The organism is Bacillus cereus group sp. Bce019 (genome assembly GCF_051781745.1).
GTDB lineage: Bacteria > Bacillota > Bacilli > Bacillales > Bacillaceae_G > Bacillus_A > Bacillus_A cereus.
In genome coordinates this window covers 1-19,793 of sequence record NZ_JBPWJX010000033.1, presented here as the reverse complement: position 1 = coordinate 19,793, position 19,793 = coordinate 1, and the positions used below count along the sequence as shown (strand labels likewise).

The window sequence follows — 19,793 nt, the reverse complement described above, 5'->3', positions numbered from 1 at the left end:
AACATTATTAAATGATAAGCATTAATGACTTTCTGGTCAATACATATGCTTTATATTATGTAAATACAAAAACCGCATTCTTAATGAAAAGAATACGGTTTGTCATCTATATTTCTTCAATTGTAAAATGTAAAAACTCAGTCTCAAATCCCTTATTTTTAGAAGGACTACACGTGTAAAAACCTATTTTAATAGGCTCATTCCCTATATCCTCCATTAAATGAGCGATTCTTATTTGTTCCCATTGATGGCTCTTTTTCACATATATTGTATAATCACCGCGTTTTCGAATAATTCGAAAACGAAGTTGTTGCTTAGCTGCTTCAGTTGGATAATCTTGCGTTGACCAGTCAGAATATCCATTATTCGTTACGACAGCACCTAAGTGAGATGGCCCTTCAGGGATATATTCTAAAGATGTTTTTAGCCAACAGTTCTCCGAAATCATAACAAAAAGACCTGCTTGATCGAATTTTGAATTTGGATTCATACGTAACTGAACTTCAGCTTGAAAGTCTGTCATCATCTCATTATAAAATACATGACCATTCATTACTTCAAAACCATAATGTGTTTTAAGCCAAAAATCAGTTTCTGCTTTCGAACGGACAATAAACGCATGATTATCATTAATTTTATAGTATTCAGGTACATTCATTATAGTGAGTTGCTCAATATGTTCTGGTATATACGATATATTCATAGCTCCTCCATAATAAAGCATTTATATAGACATTTAAAACTCCGCTAATACTGGGAATTTATAACCTTTAAAATCTAACTCTTTATCACTTCGAACCATTAAATACTTGCTAGACTGTACTTCTGTAAACTGTACATCCTCAACCCCTAATTGATCCGGAGAAAAATAAAATTCGATTTCCGTAAACCTTTCATTGATTTCTCCACATAATTCATCTAAAACCGGAAGTACTGGCGCAAATACTCCAAATAATTTCAACTTTTCATTTTCTACTTCATAAACGATTAGAGCATCTAGTTTCTCTGAATAATACAATTTCTCATTCCATTCCGAATCATACATATTCAAATAAAATGAAGGATGGAAGTTTAAAGTTGAAAAACTATTTGAAAGTCTTTGGCTACTATCAATAGTTTCATGTATTAACTGTCTATTCTCTATATTATAGTAATCTAACTTTTTAAGTAGTGAATCGTTATTATTAATATTTTTATCATATGGTATAGTCATCAAATATTCCTGCACAACTTTAAATCCAAATGCTGTATATAGTTCAGGGTTTTCCGTAAACAATAATGCACATTCAAATTTCTTATCGATTTCTTCTATCATTTTACCCATTAATTGTGTCATTAACCCTTGTCTACGGAAATTAGGGTGTGTCATTACTGATTGAATACCCGCTGCATTTATTTTTTCACCATTAATTAATAATGGGAGTGAAAATGCCGCAACATTTGCAATCACTTTATCTTCTTGTAAAAATGATAAAGCTTTATATGTATCATCCCAATATCCTTTATCCGAAAAATCATTCAATGTTTGAGTTGTAATTCCAAACACTTCTTCAAATAAAGGAAATAACTGCTCTCTTTTCGGTTCTTCTATTAGAAGACTTGCCAATTTTTCAACATTCCCCATGTTGTACCTCCAAATGTTAAATTCCATTAAATTAGATATACTTATATGACCTACTCTTAAAAATAGAGGTCTTACCAATCAATATACTATCACAAAACATAAAAAAAAAGTCTAATTAATTTTATGTTTTGACTATTTGAAAATAAGTCGAATAAAACGATATTAAGATTTCTGGATATTAATTAGTTTATTATACAAAAATAGCGCTTTCTAATTAGCTTTTACTAATAGAAATACACTATTTATAATAAAATATTTTTAGTCTTTTATTCCTTCAAGTCTTTCCTTCGTATTAATTTCTTCTCCACTTATACGCTTTTCAAAAGACTTTCTCCAACTACATGAAAGTGCATTTACTTCTAATATCCTTTTTACCCCTTCAATATTTTGTTTTTCCTTATGCATGATACGGTTAGCAAACGCTACTGAAACACCTTTTGGATCAGACTGTAGTTTTTTTAAGGTATCGACTGATGATACCCATCCTTCTTTTAATACACGAAAATAAAATCCTGTATATCCTGTTTCTTGAAAATATAGTGGTAACTTTGGAATATTATATTTTTTTGCTAATTTAAAACAAGGTTGCCTTGGTTGTGTTACCTGTACGATTGCCTGTCCTAGCTCAAACGTATCACCAATACAAACATCCTCTTCGCGCATACCACTAACTGTTATATTTTCTCCGAAAGCCCCATATACAAAATCTTGATTCAATTCTTTTTCCCAATATGGATAGTGATCACCAGTATAAACACAAACTGCTTTATCTACTCCTCCATGATGAACTAAGTCAGCTTGTCCATCCCCATTAAATTTTACAAAGGATAAATATACCGGTTCCTTTACTTGTTTCTTATTTATGCCTGTATGAATTACTTTTCCGCCGTATGTAACCTCTTTTGGTAATCCTATATTTAAAGATAATAATTGATATTCATTAGCCATTCTATTTCCTCCTTTAAAGGTGTTACATGTATTTTCTCTCGATTAATTTTTACAACCCTCTCTGTTACATAAAGATGATTATAAAACCTCTAAAATCATTGTTCAATTCAATTATTTATATAATAATGATAGGTATAACCTATCATTATACTTGAGGTGATTCCAATCGAATTACGACAACTTGAATACTTTTTAGCTGTTTCAAAAGAATTACATTTCACAAAAGCAGCTGAAAAATTAAATATTTCACAGCCTTCACTAAGTCAACAAATACGTGCATTAGAGCATGAAGTAGGAATGCCACTTTTCGATCGAATTGGTAAAAAAATATCATTAACTGAAGCAGGGAAGATTTTATTATCACATAGTAAAACCATTTTTCATGAAGTCGAACAAGCTCGTTCAGCTATTCAAGACCTAAACGGATTACAGCAAGGTTCCTTAACAATAGGGGCTTTGTTAACCGTCGTAAATTATTTACTACCACCAGCTATTTTAAATTTTAATAATTTATATCCTAATATAGAGCTTTCTGTATTAGGGCTTCGTACAGGAGATATTCGTGAAAAATTATTACAAAACGAACTAGATATTGGAATTACATTTCTCCCGGTGCAAGATAAAGAGATTATCTCCATCCCTCTATACAAAAGCGATCTTACATTGGTCGTGCCCACTGGTCATCGATTAGCTGAACGTAATCATGTATCTATTGCTGAATTACAGAACTACCCTTTAATTCTTTTACCTAAAAATTTCTTTTTAACCGAACTAATTACATCTCATTGTCAAAAGTTAAACTTTAAACCAAGGCCAATTTTAGAAATTAGTACGATGGAATCTTTAATCCAAATGGTTTCCAAAGGAATGGGAATTACAGTGTTACCCAAACCATATATAGACTTTTTACAAAATAAAAACATTCAAGCTATTAAAATAGAAAACCCTACTCCAATAATTGAAATAGGGCTAATTTATAGAAAAGATAAATATATGTGTGCTGCAACTCGAGAATTTATTGAGCAACTAAAAATCACAGTACGTTCTTTCCAAAACTAAACAAAAGAGATTATCCTATGAAACCGTTTCACAACAATTTAGTAGAATAATCTCTTTTCAAAACAAAGTAAACATTATATTTAACTCTTATAAACTTTAATGTACCTTTTTAGATATTGGAATATATTTAGTAAAATATGCACCAACTAGCAATAATACAATTGAAAATAACCAAGTAAAAGCACCGCCAAAATGAAACCAATATGCAAACATATTTAAGATTGCAAGTGAAAAGAAGCAAATAGAAGTTACCGCACTTTTCAATCCTTTTATCCCAGACTTTTTTCTCTTTTGATAAGCAATATACATCGCAATGACAAGAAAAAAGATAAGAACAAATGGTAACATAACTTTTAGCATTTGTAATCCCTCCAGTATAAATGCACTCTTTACATCACCATCTTATCCCATTTATCTTTTAGGTATCAATTCATTCTTATCTTCCTTCCAAAAGTCAGTATAAGTTTTATTTTTAAAGTTCACGTTCACCTCAGAAAACGGCATACTTCCTCCAACTTTCAATGAATACCAGTCGTTTAAAAGTGGTGATCCGAAACAAATCTTCATTGTACGATCATGTAAATCGAATAATACAGAATGTAAAGTTCCAAACCATTCTTCATAGTTATGCACAGTAAGTCCAGCAGGATATTCTTCTTCTACTAACTTTTTTAAAGACTCTATGCTTACTTGTTCACATCTATTTAAATGCTCATGTAAAAGGTAATATCTCTTTGTTGATTGTTCTAATTTCCTATTATTTAATTTCTGAATTGATGAACTAACTGCATGGTTTGTTGATACAATAAAAGCTTGTTTTTCATCATCAATCGTTATTGTGGATTTATGACCGTCAAATATTTCAATATATGCTGCATTTAAAGGATCAGCTATTATTAAATTAATATTACTAGCAATTGGGATTTCTTCTATTAGTAACTTAGCTTCCTGCACATTTTTACATTTCTCCAACAACAATCGAATTACCGCAAAACATTGTAAACCACTCACCATTGGCTTTCTTAAACCTGCAATGTTTCCTACTGGTTGACCACATGCTGAAAATGTAACAGATAATCCATGTTCGTTAACCCCTTCTGTTCGACCAAAATATTGAGTAGAAAAACCACTATGTGCATACGCACCTTCAACATGCGTCGAGCAAAAACGCATATCATCTATTACTGGTGACAAATCATAATTTCTTAATACATATGTGTGTTTTGAATCTGTCTTTTTAGGTAATACCACACAATGACTACATCCTGCTTTTAATAACGTTTGATAATAATACATCATATTTTTAGCAGGAATTTTCAACACTTCACAAAAACCTTCAATTTCTTCATTAACTCCATAACAATATTGATTTAATATATTTCTAGATTCTGTCCAATGGTTATGCGATATTAAGTTTTCTTGCTCTATAAATTGCGGAATAAGATAAGAATGTTGTTTCACAAATTCACCTTGTTGCTTTCCAATCTCATAATAACTTCCTTTTAATGATGAAAAATACCCCTTTACTTGATACATCAAACTCCCCCTCACATTGGATATATCCATATCGTACCAAATGGATTTCATTCATCCTTGATGTTTTTTACTATCTTTCTTTAACACCATCCCATTTTAATATCTCCACTAATAATTATTTACTAGACAATTAAAGTTTTGTTAATATTGCTGTAATAGCTTTATTTCAAAATAAAGTAGTTTGGATATCAAATGAGCAAAATACTTTGTTAAACCCACTTATAAGCAATCATCTAATTCATGAAATCAAAAAACTTATTTATCAAAATAAAAGGAGAATTTATGTATGAGTAGTTGCAAACCAATTGATAAATTAACTATTGAGGACCTAAAACAAAACCCCATTTGGGAATGGGCAATAGATGAAGAGGAAAACGAAGAACATGACGAAACATGGGTAAAACCAGCGGCAACTACTAATTTTACAGAAGAATTAAACGGTTCAATCGTACTAGGCGAATTATTCTTACATAATGGTGAAAAATTCCCTATGATGTGTGAAATTGATATTGAAGGTGACGAGGCCGTAATTCGTTCTGTTGTTTATTATAAGGAAGCAAAAAATGAGTATATTGCTATAGAAGATATTGTGAAAACGGTCGAAATGCCGTTATCGATTATTATTAATCTTACAATTCATGCAGAATCCAAAACCTTACGCTTCACTGCACATAAAATAGACATTTATAAAAATTCAATAACGACTAATTTTAATTAAAGTCGGCCGAAATAAAGAAAACAATTATGAAATACAAACTGGGGAGTCATTAACGATTCCCCAGTTTTTTAAACTATATTAAAGTATCCCCTTTTCCACTAAAGTCTCTGCAATTTGAACTGAATTCCAAGCCGCACCTTTTAATAGGTTATCGGAAACAATCCAGAGGTGGAATCCGTTTGGCGTATCAGGATCTTTACGTATTCTTCCGACAAATGTATCTATTTTCCCTTCTGCATATAATGGCATTGGATACAGCTGTTCACTAGGGTTATCCTGCAAAATAACACCTGGTGCATCCATTAGTATTCCCTTGATTTCCGCAACGCTTGCTTCTTTTTCCAGTTCTATATAAACCGATTCTGAATGCCCCGATACAACTGGAACACGTACACAAGTAGCTGCCATTTTCAAGTTTTCATCTTCTAATATTTTCTTCGTTTCTTGAATCATTTTGACTTCTTCAAAAGTAAAATCATTGTCTGTAAATATATCTACTTGAGGCAGTACATTAAATGCTATTGGATAATGTTTTTTATCTTTTTTCACCGGTAATATATCACTCTTCACTTCTTCACCTGCAAGTATAGACTTAGCCTGCTCTCGTAATTCATGAATCGCATGAATGCCAGAACCCGATACAGCTTGATATGTTGAAACGATAATTCTTTCTAAACCAAATGATTTTCGAATCGGCTGAAGTGCCGTTACCATCTGTAGTGCTGAACAATTTGGAACTGCAATGATACCTTTATGCTGTTTTAAAGTGTGCGCATTCACTTCCGGAACAACGAGCGGTACACCTTGTGCCATTCGGTACTCACTTGTGTTATCAATTACAATCGCACCACTAGAAACTGCATGAGTTACAAATTGTCTAGATACTTCTCCCCCAGCGCTAAAAAAGGCAATATCTACACCTTCAAAGCTAGTTGTTTTTGCCTCTTGTATAATTATCTCTCGTCCTTTGAATCTTACTTTCTTACCAGCGGATCGTTTTGACGAAAGCAATGTAACTTCAACTATATTAAACTTCATTTCATTCTCTAACAGTTCAATAATTTTTTGCCCTACCGCACCTGTAGCCCCAACAACAGCTACATGATAGCCCTTTTTGATCATCTTTTCTCCTCCAATATCACCTGAATGAATATTTCTACAATTTCATTTTATACAGAATTTAATCATTTGGAAAATTAAAATACATGATATAATCATTCACAAATCATGATAATAAAAGAGGGATCGCTTATGGAAATGAGACATGTTAAAACATTTTGCGCCATTGTGAAGTATGGTAATTTTTCTAAAGCTGCGCACGCGCTAGGTTATGCGCAATCTACTGTTACAGCACATATGAAAGCTTTAGAGAACGATTTACATATTCCTCTTTTCGATCGGTTAGGGAAAAAAGTGCTACTTACAAAAGCCGGTCATCAATTTCATCCTTATGCATTAGAATTACTTTCAATATATGAAAAAGCGCAAGAACTCCCCCAAAATACAGATTATTTAGAAGGTACATTAAGTATTACATCTAATGAATCATTAGCGGTATACCGATTACCACAATTATTACGTACTTACAAACAGAAAAATCCGAAAGTAAATATCGTACTTGAAACAAACACAAATGAACAAGCATTACAAAAATTACGTGAAGGAGAAACAGACGTTGTCTTCATAATTGGAGAAAGTATAGAACATAATGATTTTATTACGCGTACTTTTAGTAATGAAACATTTGGATGGATTTTACCAGCTTATTCCGCTGCACATACAAATCCATTCCAGTTATTACAGGAAACCCAGTTCATTTTTACAGAACAAAGCTGCGGCTATAGGACAATGGTAGATCGTTTTTTACGTCAAAGCGGAAATATTCCAGCTAAAACATTTGAAACTTCCAATGTTGAAGTCATTAAACAATCCGTCATGTGTGAGTTAGGCATTTCAATTCTTCCTTATATCGTTGTACAGGAAAGTTGTCAAAAAGAACAACTATGTTTTCAGCCTATCGAAACTCCATCCGTTATTCAAAGTCATGTAATCTATCATAAATCCAGATGGATTTCCCCGGTGTTACAGTCGTTTCTTTCCTTACTTGAACGAGATTAAGATATTAAGAAGTACATTTAAAAAGAGTAATTGCCTAATAAGCAATTACTCTCTTACATTAATTAGTATATTATTTATTAGTATATTATTTATTAGTCTGTCCGCCACCTGCAATTAATTTACTACCTGAATATGTACCTTTGTTCATAAACAATTGATTAATTAATTCTTTTTGCTCAGCTTCCGACATTACTCCTTTTCCTTCTCCTAAATTCCCGCTTTGTAATTTCCAAATCTTATTGTGATCCCCATCAACCTTTTCATATTTCCCTTGTTTCCATCGTTCTAAAATTTCTACATATGTACTTCCCTGCACAAGATCATTACTCTTTACAATATCAATTAAGCTTTCAATCCGCTCTTGTGTAATAAAAATATAGCCCCACTTTTGATCAGCTTTCGCTTTTTGATGTGCCATTTCATGTAATGCTGTCTGTATGTTCTCATCTGTCCATTTAAAATTTTTATTAAAACCACTATTTGGCAATGAATAATTGCCATTCTCTAAAAGCTTTGCATCTTCTGCTTTTACGTTACTATCAGCTAATACTTCTACTGCTGGAGCAGCTGGTGATGCCTTTTTCGCAGCTGGTTTACTATTATTTAAATAATGCAGCATACCATATGTTAAACCTACTCCGATTACTACCATACCAGCTAGAATACCGATTATTTTAAATAGTGTTTTCATCGCGCTTGTTTCCTCCCAAATATCTCTGTTCTGACTGCCTAATTATTTCTTATATAAAAACTGTTACTTCATTCAAAATATCGCATCGCATCCCCTATCATATTATTTATATATACTTCCTCATATTGTATTTCTTTTTCTTTAAAATTGAAAGATTATTCTGTTAAATAATGAAGATATTCTACAAATTTTTCCTTTATATTTATAAAGGAACAAAAAAAACAACGAGCGCGTTCTACAACACTCGTTGTTTTTACTTTATGCACGATTTTCTTTTAACCACTTCGTAATAGCATCTAACCTCGAAACATCAAAACGTCTTTCTTCACACACGTTCAAATTTTTTGAGTTTCTCACTATTTCTAATTCATTATTTCTTACACTTTTCGCCTCAATTAATTTACAATACCCATCTGTAACAGTATTTAAATTTTCATAATAACGCTGAAACGATTTTGATATATGTAAATGTTTTTCAAAGTTTCTCCTTCTTTTCGTTTCATCAGATACTTTCCGTTTTCTAAGTTCTTCATCGTTCGTATATAAATAAAAATATTGATCTGGAAAACCAATTTCCCTATTTATCATCTTTTCTTTATAAAAATTTTCTATTAAAGATAATGGCTGATTAAATATATCAAAATGAAAACACCAATTATAACTAAGTGGCTGATATATATCGCCATCGAGTATTACTAATTCATATTGCTCTGAATTCTGAACAGCTATATTCCAGCGCTCAACTTGTTTTTCAACATACCATGTTCTATGTTCATTTTTTGGCCTTTCAAATAAAGAATTCACTTCAGGTATTATATAAGCACCATAATTCTTTTCTAATTCACGGCACGTGGTACTTTTACCAACAGCGCTTGCTCCCTCAAATGCTATTATCCCCATAGTTTCTCCCTCTTTCATTAACTAAAACTTCGTTGTTTCACTTTTCTTCCCCATAACTTTCTCCATAAAACAATTGAAGCGATAGCTAGCATGATTGTTGTAATGATACTACCTTCAATTCCGAACGTGCCTCCATGAAGGAATTCGGGGCCATTTGTTGCAGGTTTAAATAGCGACGTTGAATATATGTTCATCCCGCTAACTGCAAAACCGTAGACGTTATATTGTGCCCAATTCCAAATGGAATGCCATGCGCAAATCCCCCACAGACTACTGTCTTTTAAAACGTAAAAAGCTGCAAATACACCAACTAATATTATATTCGATATTGAAAGGATTGTAATACCTGGATTAAATAAATGAAGAAAACCAAATAAGAAAGACGTCACAACAATTCCAACCCATATACGACTTCTAACAGAAAGAACCGGGAATAGCCAACCTCGTACAATAATTTCTTCCGTTGCCCCTTGTATTAAAAATGCAACTAGAGATCCTACTATTACTGTTGAGGTAATATGTTGTACTTGCAATTTCACACTCCCCATTAATAATAGTAGAATAACTGGCGTTGAAATAAATACAAACCCTATTAACGCACCTTTTAAATACTTTCTCATCCATTTCTCTTTCCAAAAGCCAATGGATGAAAAAGGTCTTTTCTCTACAAAACGAACCCATATAAATAAAATAAATATAGCTCCGCCAAACGTTAACACCATTCTAACATTGTCATAAATACCTTTCATGAATATCGTTTCAGCTTTTGGTAAAAATAGCATAAATAACATAAAAAGTTCGCCTAAAGTCAAAAATATAATGGCTAATATTACAGCAAAGACTGGATGGACCTTTTTTCTCCCTGCTTTTGCTGCTTCAATTATTATAAATGAATTATTTTTCAATTTCTTTTCTCCTTTTATAATATTTAACTACCAACAGTAAACAACCATATTTTACCACAAAAAATGCATTATTAATATTTACTCTAAGTTTTTCTTACATGATTTTGCATAAATCCAAATTAGGAATAATATATAAATAAAAGAGGTGCCTTTGTGCCTTTACTATTATCACCCACATTACTCAGTAGTATTACCAGCACTTGCTATTTCCCACCATTTGTTGTAAGATAGTAATTAAGGTCAATTTAACACTACATTTTCTTTGCATATTATCAAGTATCAATCAGGGACATTTTGTACTCCTTATGGGTTTTTGATAATATGTGAACTTTTATTTTCATTCAAATAAGGCCGATCATATTGTAATTTTTCTACTTTTAGGAGGCATTACCATGACATTAACAGGTAAAGTAAAATGGTTTAACAGCGAAAAAGGTTTCGGTTTCATCGAAGTTGCAGACGGTAACGACGTATTCGTTCACTTCTCAGCTATCACTGGCGACGGCTTCAAGTCTCTTGACGAAGGTCAAGAAGTTAGCTTCGAAGTTGAAGAAGGTAACCGCGGACCTCAAGCTAAAAACGTTGTAAAGCTATAATTCAAACAATAAAAAGGTTGTTACCAGCAAGGTTAACAACCTTTTTAATATATAACTAAAATTTTTTACATAAAAGGAGTGGTTACATGTATCGCAATCGAAAGAACGATGTAGCAGAAGTACCACCAGAACAAACCCCTGTTTGGGAATGTGAATCAGAGGATTGTTTAGGATGGATGAGAAAGAACTTTTCATTTGAAGAAGAGCCTAAATGCCCTTTATGTAAAAGTAGCATGAAAAGCGGAGAACGTTTATTACCTAAATTAGGTTAATTTATAATAAAAAAAACCTCTTTTAATTAAGAGGTTTTTTTATTATAAATTTATGTCCTCAATATCAGTTCGCACTATAGAATACAATAATGCATCGTGTTGCTTATTTCCTTGATGAATATATCCGCGCAATATACCTTCCTTTTGGAAGCCAATTTTAGATAACATTCTACAAGAAGTATCATTTTGAGGATATGTAATAGCTCCAATTCTAAACAAACCTAAATCTTTAAATCCATAATCAATAATTTCTCGAGCTGCTTCTGAAGCGTAACCATTTCCCCAATAACGAGGATGTAGATCATATCCAATCTCAGATCGTTTGCTCCATAATTGTAAATTGTTTAGTCCAATTGTTCCTATTAAAACGTTCGTTTCTTTTAACACAATTCCCCATCGTATTGCCTTTTTCTCAAAGTAATTTTTTGAAAAAGATTCAATCATACGTGAAGCTTGTCCAAACTCCGTAAAAGAATTCATACCGTAGTAACACGTCACTTTATCCAATGAAAAGATTTCATATATTTTTTGACAATAAGATTGTTCTATTTCAACTAAACGTAAGCGTTCTGTTTCTAATATAGGAAATGCCATAGGATCACTCCTTTCTCTCTACTCATTCATTATATCAGAAAAAATATGTATAATTAGTAAAGTCCTTATTGTTCCATAAGTCAAACATTTCTAATGGCGCATTCCCTCTTTATTCTATATACACGAATTGGATACCTTCTGATTGCGACTCAAACATGACGCTATAATTTCCATAAATCGAATTTTAAATTATCAAGAACTGTAAAGAATTTGTTCCTTCATTTTTCCTTCTAAACAAACATCCTAATACATACATTTATGTTAAAATATAGTTAATTTATTTTACGTTATGGAGGTGTAAAAATCTATGTATATATTCATCGGCTTATCCCTCTTACTCATATTACTTATTTTTTTATTCGCAAAAAAATTCACACCAAACTCATTCATGATGACTAGCTTTAAAGGCAATAGCTTTAAGACATTTTCAATCGGTATTTTAATCGCTGCCATACTCTCACTTTCATATGGAACTTATCATGCAGTAACATATCAACCTAGTTATTTAGATATTAAATTAAAAAATCAAAACTATACTGTTTTCGGTAATGTAGGCGAATTCGGTTATTTCTCCGAAGAATTATTAAAAAAAGATACAGAAGTACAACTATATTTCGTCTCTTGGAAAACAATACAGTTAAAAAATCCGGTAATACTTATAGAATATCCTTCAGGAAAACAAGAAACATGGAAGCCAAATATCGTATCAATACCGGTAAATAAATTACAAGAAAAACATGATATAAAAGATATTTATCAACTATCACCGTATTCATTTAAAGAGTCTGGAGAAATAACATTAACAATAAAAGAAAACAATGTAAAAAACAATACAATTTCCATTCAAATAAAATAAATAAAAACTGTTCCTCCATTTTGCTGAAGGGACAGTTTTTATTTATTCTACAGTATTATTTATTTAATGTATCCATTATTTCATTGGCTATATTCTTTCCATTTCCAATACACGCACCAATTCCAACACCATAATATGAGGCACCAGCTAAATATACATTTGGATAAAGATTCGTCATTTTTTCTTGTAATGCTTGAACCGCTTGATTATGTTCTAAATGATATTTCGGCATTAAATCTTTCCAATTTGTAACTTCAACTACTTCTGGTTCACCTTTAATTCCAAGACTCTTTTCAATATCATATAAAGCTACTCGTACTAATTCTTCTTCACTGTAATTCTTGATTGTTTCATATACCGGATTGGTACTCTTATAAAACATTCTAACTAATAATTTTTGTTTACCCGATGTATGTTTCCACTTTCGACTTGTCCATGTACAAGCATCACAATGTAAATCACTGTTTTCCGTTACAATAAACCCCGTACCGTCAGCTGGTAGTTGTTCATCTAGTATGTCAAATCCTAAATAAATACTTATAAGAGATGAGTTTTTAAATGTATTAAACTGCTCATTTAACTCATTAGACTGTAATAAAGTTTGTGCAATATCATGCGGAGCTGCTAAAACAACATAATCAGCTTGTATTGTTTCATGATTTGCAAAAGAAATCTCATATCGATCTTCTCGTTTACTTACAGCCGTCGTTATAGCACCTTTTTTTACGACAGTTTCAGTCAGCATTTCTTCTAAGCGATTAATTATCTTAGATAGTCCACCTTTAAATGATACGAATTTTTTATTTCCTGCTGATTGAAATTGTTTTTTATTCTCTTCAAAACCTTTAATAATACTTCCATACTTATTTTTATAGTCCAGTAAATACGGTAATGTAGATGCCATTGTAAGCTCATTCAATTTACCAGAATATACGCCTGAAAGCACAGGAGCAATTTGTCTTTCCACTAACTCTTTCCCTAAAAAGCTTTCTAAAAATAAAGCAAGTGATGTATCTTTCGTAAACTCTTTATTTTTCGTTATGAAATCTTTTAAAGCTACGATTTTCCCCTTCGTTGAGACTAGCGTACTGCTAAACAACGACTGGGCGCTCATCGGTATCCCAAATATAGTATCAGAGGGAATCGGATGTAACATGTTTTCAGAATATATGTAAGAAATACCCGTTTCATTATATACCATTTCATTTTCTAAATTTAAATCTTTTACAAGTGGCATAACGTGTTCATTACGAGCAACGATTGAATCCGCCCCTGACTCCATAATGAAATCCTTTTCTTCCACACTATGGATTTTACCACCTAAATACTCTTCTTTCTCAATAAGAATTAAATTTAAATCGATATTATAATCCTTTTTTAATTTTTCTAAATAAAACATAGTAGAAAGTCCCGTTATACCTCCACCGATAACAACAACTGTTTTCATATGTGCTGCGCTCCTAACCGATACAATTAATAATTCCTTTTTATTATAACCAAAAGTCCTTATATTCGACTAGCAAGTTGCGCATTCTGTAAGAAATTAGACAATATATTTTAATATATTTTCAAATTACCTAATAAAAAAGAACTATAACATTTACAAACCCCGTCATAGTTCTCTTTATTTTAAAAACATAAAGTAATTGATTAATTTGTCTAGTTCTTGACTCAATGCCAATACTTTTTCATGTTGAATTCCATAATCCGATACTAAATATAAAAGTTCTTCTTTTTTTATTTCAATTACTTTTTCCAATTTCGCTAGTTCCATGTCGTTTTACATCTCTCCAAAAATAAAATGTATGTATTTCAGTATAGCCTACTTACATAATTAGTAAAAGTAAAATACGCATGTAAAATCTTACATATTTGAAAAAATAATATACTACTAACAAAAAAAGAAACTAGATTAAACATCCTTTTACAGATCATTAACGTTCATTAAGAATGAATAACATAACGGAATTTTTCTAATGTGATATCTTTATAATTTGGAGCTCTCTGTATATGATTAAAATAACTATATGAGAATTTAAATACATGACCAAAATCCCAATCGAATTCACTATAGTCTTTTATCCAAAATATATTTTCAGTTGGTAAAATATTTGCACGTTTAGATTGAATTAAAGGTAATCGATCTATAGGTGAGTGTAAAGTTATTTCCGTATTCAGCTTGAGCTTTTGGCTAGCTCTTAGTACGTATACTAGTTTTAACAGCGGACGTATCCCTCGTTGAAATATATCTATATGTCCTAAATCGTACATTATATTAATTGCGTGGGAGTATGTAAGCAAATGCCCAATTAAATCATGATGTGATTCCGTTCGATAAATACTATTAAATTTCGATAACTCATTTAAAATGAACTGAGATACTTGTGTTGGATTACTCAATTCACTTTGTATCTCCTCTTCAAAACTTAATTGTTTTACTTCTTTCGTCGTATAACCAATCCACGATCTACCTGGAATTGTTTTTCGAAATGATAAAATAAGAGTAGTAATCCCTTCAATTGCTTGATTATCACCCCATTTTTGTAGCTCTTTCATAGCTAATAAACTTAATGACGCATAAATGACGTTATGCCCCACCCAATGAAGCTCATCAATCGTTTGTTCTAAAGATTTTATAATCATATTTTCTGCAATTTTAAAATCTATTTCTTTTTTATCATCAATCATCTCACCAATTTTTTTCTTGTTCAGCATCATCCTTGTTTGCGAATACATATTACGAGCTGTTTCTTCATCAATATTATTATCTTTCATAAAAAAATAACTAGCAATTGCAGCTGCTCCAAAATGTGCATGCCAAATATCATTTGTTTCTTTTTTACATTGAGAAATAATTGAAAGACCGCCTTTCAAAATACTTTTTTCCATTTTCTTTCTCCCCTATTAAAAATCACTATATTTTCATCCTAAAGATGGTGTCAGTACAAATAAAATGTGATTCGATTCATCACTTTTATTCAAAAATCGATGCTTTACATTCGGTGGAATACGTACAACATCGCCTTCTTCTAAAAAATATTCTTTTCCCTCCAATTCCACATACACTTCCCCTTTCATAATAACAGCAATCTCTTCCTTATCTTCATGGGAATAATGGCTTTCTGTTGTGTTTGCTTGTTTATTTAAATCCATCATTAGCATTTCAATACGTGCTTTCATAAAATCAGGTGTTAATACATCATATACAATGTGATCATTGTTTTCCCGATATACTTTTTTTCGATCTTTTTTCTTAGAAATGAGCGAATCTGTATCAATATCGTTAATAAAAAGTGTAAACAGCGGTACATTTAATGCTTTTGCAATTAATTCCAAAACATTTAAAGAAGGATTAGCATGTCCTCTTTCAATTTGGCTAATTAACGACGTACTAATCCCTGCATAATCAGCGAATTCACGAATTGTCATATTATTTTTCTTACGATAACTTAATACCGTTTGTCCAAGCCTATCATGTATCATAGTAAAACTTCCTTTCGTCCATCATAATGCATGTTTCGTTGTCTTTGTGCTGACATACTAAACAAAGGCAAATAACCCTTCCCTATTATCTCCGGGACTTATATACTTACTTTTGTACATTATATCGCATTAAGTTTATTATAATAAACATTCTATCGGAGGGACAAACTTTGAAATCACCTATTCTTTCATATTGCATCTTATTTTTTGGTGTATTCGCCTTATCAACTTCAGCTATTTTTGTAAAATTGGCAGATGCTCCTGCGACAATCATTGCTTTTTACCGATTATTCTTTGCCACACTAATTCTGTTACCGTTATTACTATTTAATAAAAATAGTCGAAATGAGCTAAAAACTTTAACGAAAAAACAATGGGCACTTGGATTCGTATCTGGGCTATTTTTAGCTGCACATTATGTACTATGGTTTGAATCATTACAATATACTTCTGTAGCAAGCTCTACCGTTATCGTAACGTTACAACCTTTGTTCTCAATGATTGGTGGTTATTTTTTATTTAAGGAGAGATTTACGAAAGGAGCGGTTATTGGTTGCCTCATCGCTATTTCAGGTAGTATCATCATTGGCTGGCAAGATTTCCAAATTAGTGGAGAAGCTTTATATGGAGATATTTTAGCACTTATCGCTGCCGGTATCATTACTGCTTATTTTTTCATTAGCCAACACGTTCGTAAAGATTTGTCACTTATACCATATTCGGTAATTAATTATGGAAGTAGTGCTGGCTTTCTTGGCATATTTGCTTTCACGCAACAAGAATCTTTCATCCATTACTCTACACAAACTTGGTTGTGCTTTATTGGATTAGCTTTCATTGCTACAATTTTAGGACAAACCATTTTTAATTGGTTATTAAAATGGATAAGTGCTACTGTAATTTCAATGAGTATTTTAGGTGAAACAATTGGCACTTGTATACTAGCGTACTTTATATTACATGAGACCATTTCTTTACAACAAGGACTAGGAATTACCGTTATTTTTATTGGTTTAGTATTATTTTTATTGCAGCCAAGTTCTAATAAAAAAGCATGACAGTATACTGTCATGCTTTTAACTATTCATTATGTACAATTAAACCATTCGGTCTAAAACGACTCATCATAATTTCATTAATAAACTTTCCATGAGCTTTCAAATTCCCTATCTTTACTCCCTCTTCTACAAATCCAAATTTTTCATATAAAGCTTTTGCTTTTGGATTCGTTTCTAACACACCTAGTTCTACTCTCTCTAACATTAACCAATTATCAGCCAAATCAAGCATCTTCGTAAGAAGTGCTTTCCCAATTCCTTTATTATGATATTCACTATCAACCCCAATGAATAAATCGCCTGAATGAGATCTTCGTCCCGGACTTTGTGTTAAACCTACAAACCCAACAATTTCTCCATCATATTCTGCAACAAATTCAAATTGATTTGGTGCTAAATTTCGAATTCTATTTTCCATAGCTTCTACACGCATGCTAGGTAAGAAAACCATATACGGTAAAACGTCATCCTGTATACATATACGATGAATTGCTCTAGCATCTTGTATTTCTACTGCTCTAACGTTGATTCCCATCTTTCTCTCCTCCATATAAATAACAATATATTTGTGTGTGTATTCTAGAAACGTTCACGAATGGCCTTCTCGTCCGTATTTCTTTATGTCATTTTTACATAATTATTTCGATATAATACTTAATTTCCAAAAAGATTAACGACTATATGGATTTGGTTAACTTTTCACCTTGTTATATAAATCAAGCAAATTTTCAATCAGAATACCATTTAGTTTCATGCCGACTATATCACAATTTTCTATTTCAATATTTTTCAGATTACTATTACTTATAGTGCTACCTTCCAAATCACATTTATCGAATACAATAGGTTCCTTCTCATCTCCGAGACTTGTATTTTTAAATTGCACTCCACCTAAAGTCACCAAATTAAATTTACTGCCAGAAAGATTTAAATCTGCATATGATGACCATCTAAAATTTATATTTCTAAACTTTGATTGACTTACATTACAATTACTCATATTCATATTCATTATATTGCTACCAACAAATAAACTGTTTTTTAAATTCACTTGATAATACTCTGTATTTGCTAAATTACAGTTTTCGTATTGACTATTTTTCATATCTTTATTTGTAACTACACTCGCTTTATTTGAGCTTGTTTTTATTCTTTTCACGTAACAATACTCATCTTCCGATTCAAAAATCATTTGGTAACCCATCTTTTTATAAAAGTGATGATTGTTAATTTGTCTACTAGATGTTTCGAGATCCCAAATCTTTATGTTCGGATATTCCTTTTCTATTAATTTCATAACATGTGATCCAATTCCTTTTCCTTGATAAACAGGATCTACAAAAATACGATCAATTCGACCGTACGACTTACCAGAAATCGTAACTATTATCCCTCCGATTATTTCTTTATCCATTACAACTTTGAAAGAATCCAATTCTTCAATGGAATATTCCATCATTTCAACTGAAGAATATCCTGGCGGTTGAATGTTATAATCAATGACATCATCTTGGCCATATAGCCATTGTTTTGCTTCTGCATCAAATGTTCTTTTCATTATTTCTGTTAATTTCTCAGCATCTAAAATTGTAGCTTTTTCTATAGATATTTTCGTCATTTTCGTTTTCCCCTTCATTATTACAAACCAACCATTTTTGTGAATGGCATAATTATCAATTCACTTTTGTTTTTAATGCTTTTCCCATTATTACATATGGAATATCATTTTTACTTGGATGAAATGGTTCTAATACATTTACCCAATCTAATCTTTCATATAACGAACGTGCTTTTTCATTGTTTATTTGTGTTGTTAAAACACTCGTTCTATTTGGAATCCCTTCTAGTAATTCATTATGTAATTTCGTTCCAAGACCTTCATTTTGATATTGTGGGTGGACTGCTAACTCTACAAATTCAAAACAATCTTGTAACCATTCGTCTACTTGCTCTAGATGTAACGCTTCTCTCATTAATTGATTATAGTACTGTCCCTCGATTGAGCGATAACCATAAGTAAAACCAACTACTTCATTTTCATCATTTATTGCTACTCTACCTTTAAAACCTGTATATTCTATATGCCTATTCATTCGCTCGATCATTTCATTGAAATTTGTTTTCTCAAATACTTTACAATACAAATTTGCCATATTCTCAATTAGGATCTCATCTTTTTCAATGCTTATGAATTTCACTTTATTACCCCCTATTAAAACATTTATATCCTTAAATTTTTAAAAACAAAGAAAATTAACACTAATCACCCTCTTTACTATTAAACTACAAATCACCCTATATTTTCCATGATTACTTAGTATTAATGAATAATAAAAAGAGACCATGTAATATAAACATTGGTATTATCCCCTATAGGTAGACAGTAAAAAAAGAGTCCATCTGATATGATGGACTCAATACTGTTTTATCTGGAG

At 31.5% G+C, this 19,793-nt stretch carries 24 protein-coding genes; 7 read left to right on the top strand and 17 right to left on the bottom strand.

Going from position 1 to position 19,793, the window contains the following annotated elements:
- Nucleotides 1–106 precede the first annotated feature (106 nt).
- The 3 genes from ACS2QP_RS26295 to ACS2QP_RS26285 all read right to left on the bottom strand — a co-directional run bounded on the left by ACS2QP_RS26295 (nt 107) and on the right by ACS2QP_RS26285 (nt 2,572).
- Nucleotides 107–703, bottom strand: coding sequence for a DUF1349 domain-containing protein (locus ACS2QP_RS26295; RefSeq protein WP_097919977.1), 597 nt, complete (start codon nt 701–703; stop codon nt 107–109).
- 33 nt (nt 704–736) lie between these two features.
- Nucleotides 737–1,624 carry a GNAT family N-acetyltransferase gene (locus ACS2QP_RS26290; protein ID WP_326265355.1) on the bottom strand — a complete coding sequence of 296 codons (888 nt, stop codon included), beginning with the start codon at nt 1,622–1,624 and terminating at the stop codon, nt 737–739.
- Between the two features lie 258 nt (nt 1,625–1,882).
- The gene (locus ACS2QP_RS26285; RefSeq protein WP_001262990.1) at nt 1,883–2,572 is read right to left on the bottom strand and encodes an MOSC domain-containing protein; all 690 of its coding nucleotides are present in this window, start codon (nt 2,570–2,572) and stop codon (nt 1,883–1,885) included.
- A gap of 156 nt (nt 2,573–2,728) precedes the next feature.
- Between ACS2QP_RS26285 and ACS2QP_RS26280 the strand changes: the two genes are divergently transcribed.
- The gene (locus tag ACS2QP_RS26280; protein WP_000612238.1) at nt 2,729–3,631 is read left to right on the top strand and encodes a LysR family transcriptional regulator; all 903 of its coding nucleotides are present in this window, start codon (nt 2,729–2,731) and stop codon (nt 3,629–3,631) included.
- Nucleotides 3,632–3,727: 96 nt separating this feature from the next.
- Here ACS2QP_RS26280 and ACS2QP_RS26275 read toward each other — a convergent pair whose 3' ends face one another.
- Nucleotides 3,728–3,991 carry a hypothetical protein gene (locus tag ACS2QP_RS26275; protein ID WP_000921859.1) on the bottom strand — a complete coding sequence of 88 codons (264 nt, stop codon included), beginning with the start codon at nt 3,989–3,991 and terminating at the stop codon, nt 3,728–3,730.
- 51 nt (nt 3,992–4,042) lie between these two features.
- Entirely contained in the window at nt 4,043–5,167 is a 1,125-nt protein-coding gene (locus ACS2QP_RS26270; protein ID WP_332283289.1) for a C45 family peptidase, read from the bottom strand.
- 286 nt (nt 5,168–5,453) lie between these two features.
- Here ACS2QP_RS26270 and ACS2QP_RS26265 point away from each other — a divergent pair, with 286 nt between their 5' ends.
- Nucleotides 5,454–5,885 carry a hypothetical protein gene (locus tag ACS2QP_RS26265; RefSeq protein WP_072938385.1) on the top strand — a complete coding sequence of 144 codons (432 nt, stop codon included), beginning with the start codon at nt 5,454–5,456 and terminating at the stop codon, nt 5,883–5,885.
- 78 nt (nt 5,886–5,963) lie between these two features.
- Here ACS2QP_RS26265 and ACS2QP_RS26260 read toward each other — a convergent pair whose 3' ends face one another.
- Complete coding sequence (locus tag ACS2QP_RS26260; protein WP_000591709.1) at nt 5,964–7,007, bottom strand: aspartate-semialdehyde dehydrogenase; 1,044 nt, start codon at nt 7,005–7,007, stop codon at nt 5,964–5,966.
- Nucleotides 7,008–7,136: 129 nt separating this feature from the next.
- On the opposite strand from ACS2QP_RS26260, the gene ACS2QP_RS26255 reads away from it, so the two are divergent.
- Nucleotides 7,137–8,003 carry a LysR family transcriptional regulator gene (locus ACS2QP_RS26255; protein WP_438882988.1) on the top strand — a complete coding sequence of 289 codons (867 nt, stop codon included), beginning with the start codon at nt 7,137–7,139 and terminating at the stop codon, nt 8,001–8,003.
- An 85-nt stretch (nt 8,004–8,088) separates the two neighbouring features.
- On the opposite strand, the gene ACS2QP_RS26250 is transcribed toward ACS2QP_RS26255, so the two are convergent.
- The 3 genes from ACS2QP_RS26250 to ACS2QP_RS26240 all read right to left on the bottom strand — a co-directional run bounded on the left by ACS2QP_RS26250 (nt 8,089) and on the right by ACS2QP_RS26240 (nt 10,499).
- A complete protein-coding gene (locus ACS2QP_RS26250; protein ID WP_438882987.1) occupies nt 8,089–8,694 on the bottom strand; it encodes a PRK06770 family protein in 606 nt (201 codons plus the stop codon).
- Between the two features lie 258 nt (nt 8,695–8,952).
- Complete coding sequence (locus tag ACS2QP_RS26245; RefSeq protein WP_438882986.1) at nt 8,953–9,612, bottom strand: chloramphenicol acetyltransferase; 660 nt, start codon at nt 9,610–9,612, stop codon at nt 8,953–8,955.
- Entirely contained in the window at nt 9,612–10,499 is an 888-nt protein-coding gene (locus ACS2QP_RS26240; RefSeq protein ID WP_438882985.1) for a CPBP family intramembrane glutamic endopeptidase, read from the bottom strand. Before ACS2QP_RS26240 ends, ACS2QP_RS26245 begins: the two co-directional genes overlap by 1 nt.
- A 392-nt stretch (nt 10,500–10,891) precedes the next feature.
- Between ACS2QP_RS26240 and cspD the strand changes: the two genes are divergently transcribed.
- Nucleotides 10,892–11,095: a cold-shock protein CspD gene (gene cspD, locus ACS2QP_RS26235; protein WP_000176366.1), complete on the top strand. Its 204-nt coding sequence runs from the start codon at nt 10,892–10,894 to the stop codon at nt 11,093–11,095.
- A gap of 86 nt (nt 11,096–11,181) precedes the next feature.
- Complete coding sequence (locus tag ACS2QP_RS26230) at nt 11,182–11,367, top strand: cold-shock protein (RefSeq protein ID WP_000286203.1); 186 nt, start codon at nt 11,182–11,184, stop codon at nt 11,365–11,367.
- 42 nt (nt 11,368–11,409) lie between these two features.
- Here the strand turns inward: ACS2QP_RS26230 and ACS2QP_RS26225 are convergent, their stop codons facing one another.
- On the bottom strand, nt 11,410–11,961 hold the full coding sequence (locus ACS2QP_RS26225; RefSeq protein ID WP_438882984.1) for a GNAT family N-acetyltransferase: 552 nt from the start codon (nt 11,959–11,961) through the stop codon (nt 11,410–11,412).
- Between the two features lie 307 nt (nt 11,962–12,268).
- On the opposite strand from ACS2QP_RS26225, the gene ACS2QP_RS26220 reads away from it, so the two are divergent.
- Nucleotides 12,269–12,817, top strand: coding sequence for a hypothetical protein (locus ACS2QP_RS26220; protein WP_088071534.1), 549 nt, complete (start codon nt 12,269–12,271; stop codon nt 12,815–12,817).
- 55 nt (nt 12,818–12,872) lie between these two features.
- Here ACS2QP_RS26220 and ACS2QP_RS26215 read toward each other — a convergent pair whose 3' ends face one another.
- The 4 genes from ACS2QP_RS26215 to ACS2QP_RS26200 form a co-directional block, all read right to left on the bottom strand.
- Nucleotides 12,873–14,264, bottom strand: coding sequence for a protoporphyrinogen oxidase (locus tag ACS2QP_RS26215; protein WP_153582349.1), 1,392 nt, complete (start codon nt 14,262–14,264; stop codon nt 12,873–12,875).
- Nucleotides 14,265–14,441: 177 nt separating this feature from the next.
- Complete coding sequence (locus tag ACS2QP_RS26210) at nt 14,442–14,591, bottom strand: aspartyl-phosphate phosphatase Spo0E family protein (RefSeq protein WP_000417698.1); 150 nt, start codon at nt 14,589–14,591, stop codon at nt 14,442–14,444.
- A gap of 170 nt (nt 14,592–14,761) precedes the next feature.
- Nucleotides 14,762–15,706 carry a hypothetical protein gene (locus ACS2QP_RS26205; protein WP_153582348.1) on the bottom strand — a complete coding sequence of 315 codons (945 nt, stop codon included), beginning with the start codon at nt 15,704–15,706 and terminating at the stop codon, nt 14,762–14,764.
- A 33-nt stretch (nt 15,707–15,739) separates the two neighbouring features.
- Nucleotides 15,740–16,300, bottom strand: coding sequence for a helix-turn-helix domain-containing protein (locus ACS2QP_RS26200; protein ID WP_000581029.1), 561 nt, complete (start codon nt 16,298–16,300; stop codon nt 15,740–15,742).
- Nucleotides 16,301–16,470: 170 nt separating this feature from the next.
- Here ACS2QP_RS26200 and ACS2QP_RS26195 point away from each other — a divergent pair, with 170 nt between their 5' ends.
- The gene (locus ACS2QP_RS26195; RefSeq protein WP_438882983.1) at nt 16,471–17,358 is read left to right on the top strand and encodes a DMT family transporter; all 888 of its coding nucleotides are present in this window, start codon (nt 16,471–16,473) and stop codon (nt 17,356–17,358) included.
- A 22-nt stretch (nt 17,359–17,380) separates the two neighbouring features.
- On the opposite strand, the gene ACS2QP_RS26190 is transcribed toward ACS2QP_RS26195, so the two are convergent.
- The 3 genes from ACS2QP_RS26190 to ACS2QP_RS26180 form a co-directional block, all read right to left on the bottom strand.
- Entirely contained in the window at nt 17,381–17,893 is a 513-nt protein-coding gene (locus ACS2QP_RS26190) for a GNAT family N-acetyltransferase (RefSeq protein ID WP_438882982.1), read from the bottom strand.
- A 156-nt stretch (nt 17,894–18,049) separates the two neighbouring features.
- Nucleotides 18,050–18,994 (bottom strand): GNAT family N-acetyltransferase, encoded by a 945-nt coding sequence (locus ACS2QP_RS26185; RefSeq protein ID WP_438882981.1) that lies wholly within the window; start codon nt 18,992–18,994, stop codon nt 18,050–18,052.
- Between the two features lie 37 nt (nt 18,995–19,031).
- A complete protein-coding gene (locus tag ACS2QP_RS26180; RefSeq protein WP_438882980.1) occupies nt 19,032–19,556 on the bottom strand; it encodes a GNAT family N-acetyltransferase in 525 nt (174 codons plus the stop codon).
- Nucleotides 19,557–19,793: the final 237 nt, after the last annotated feature.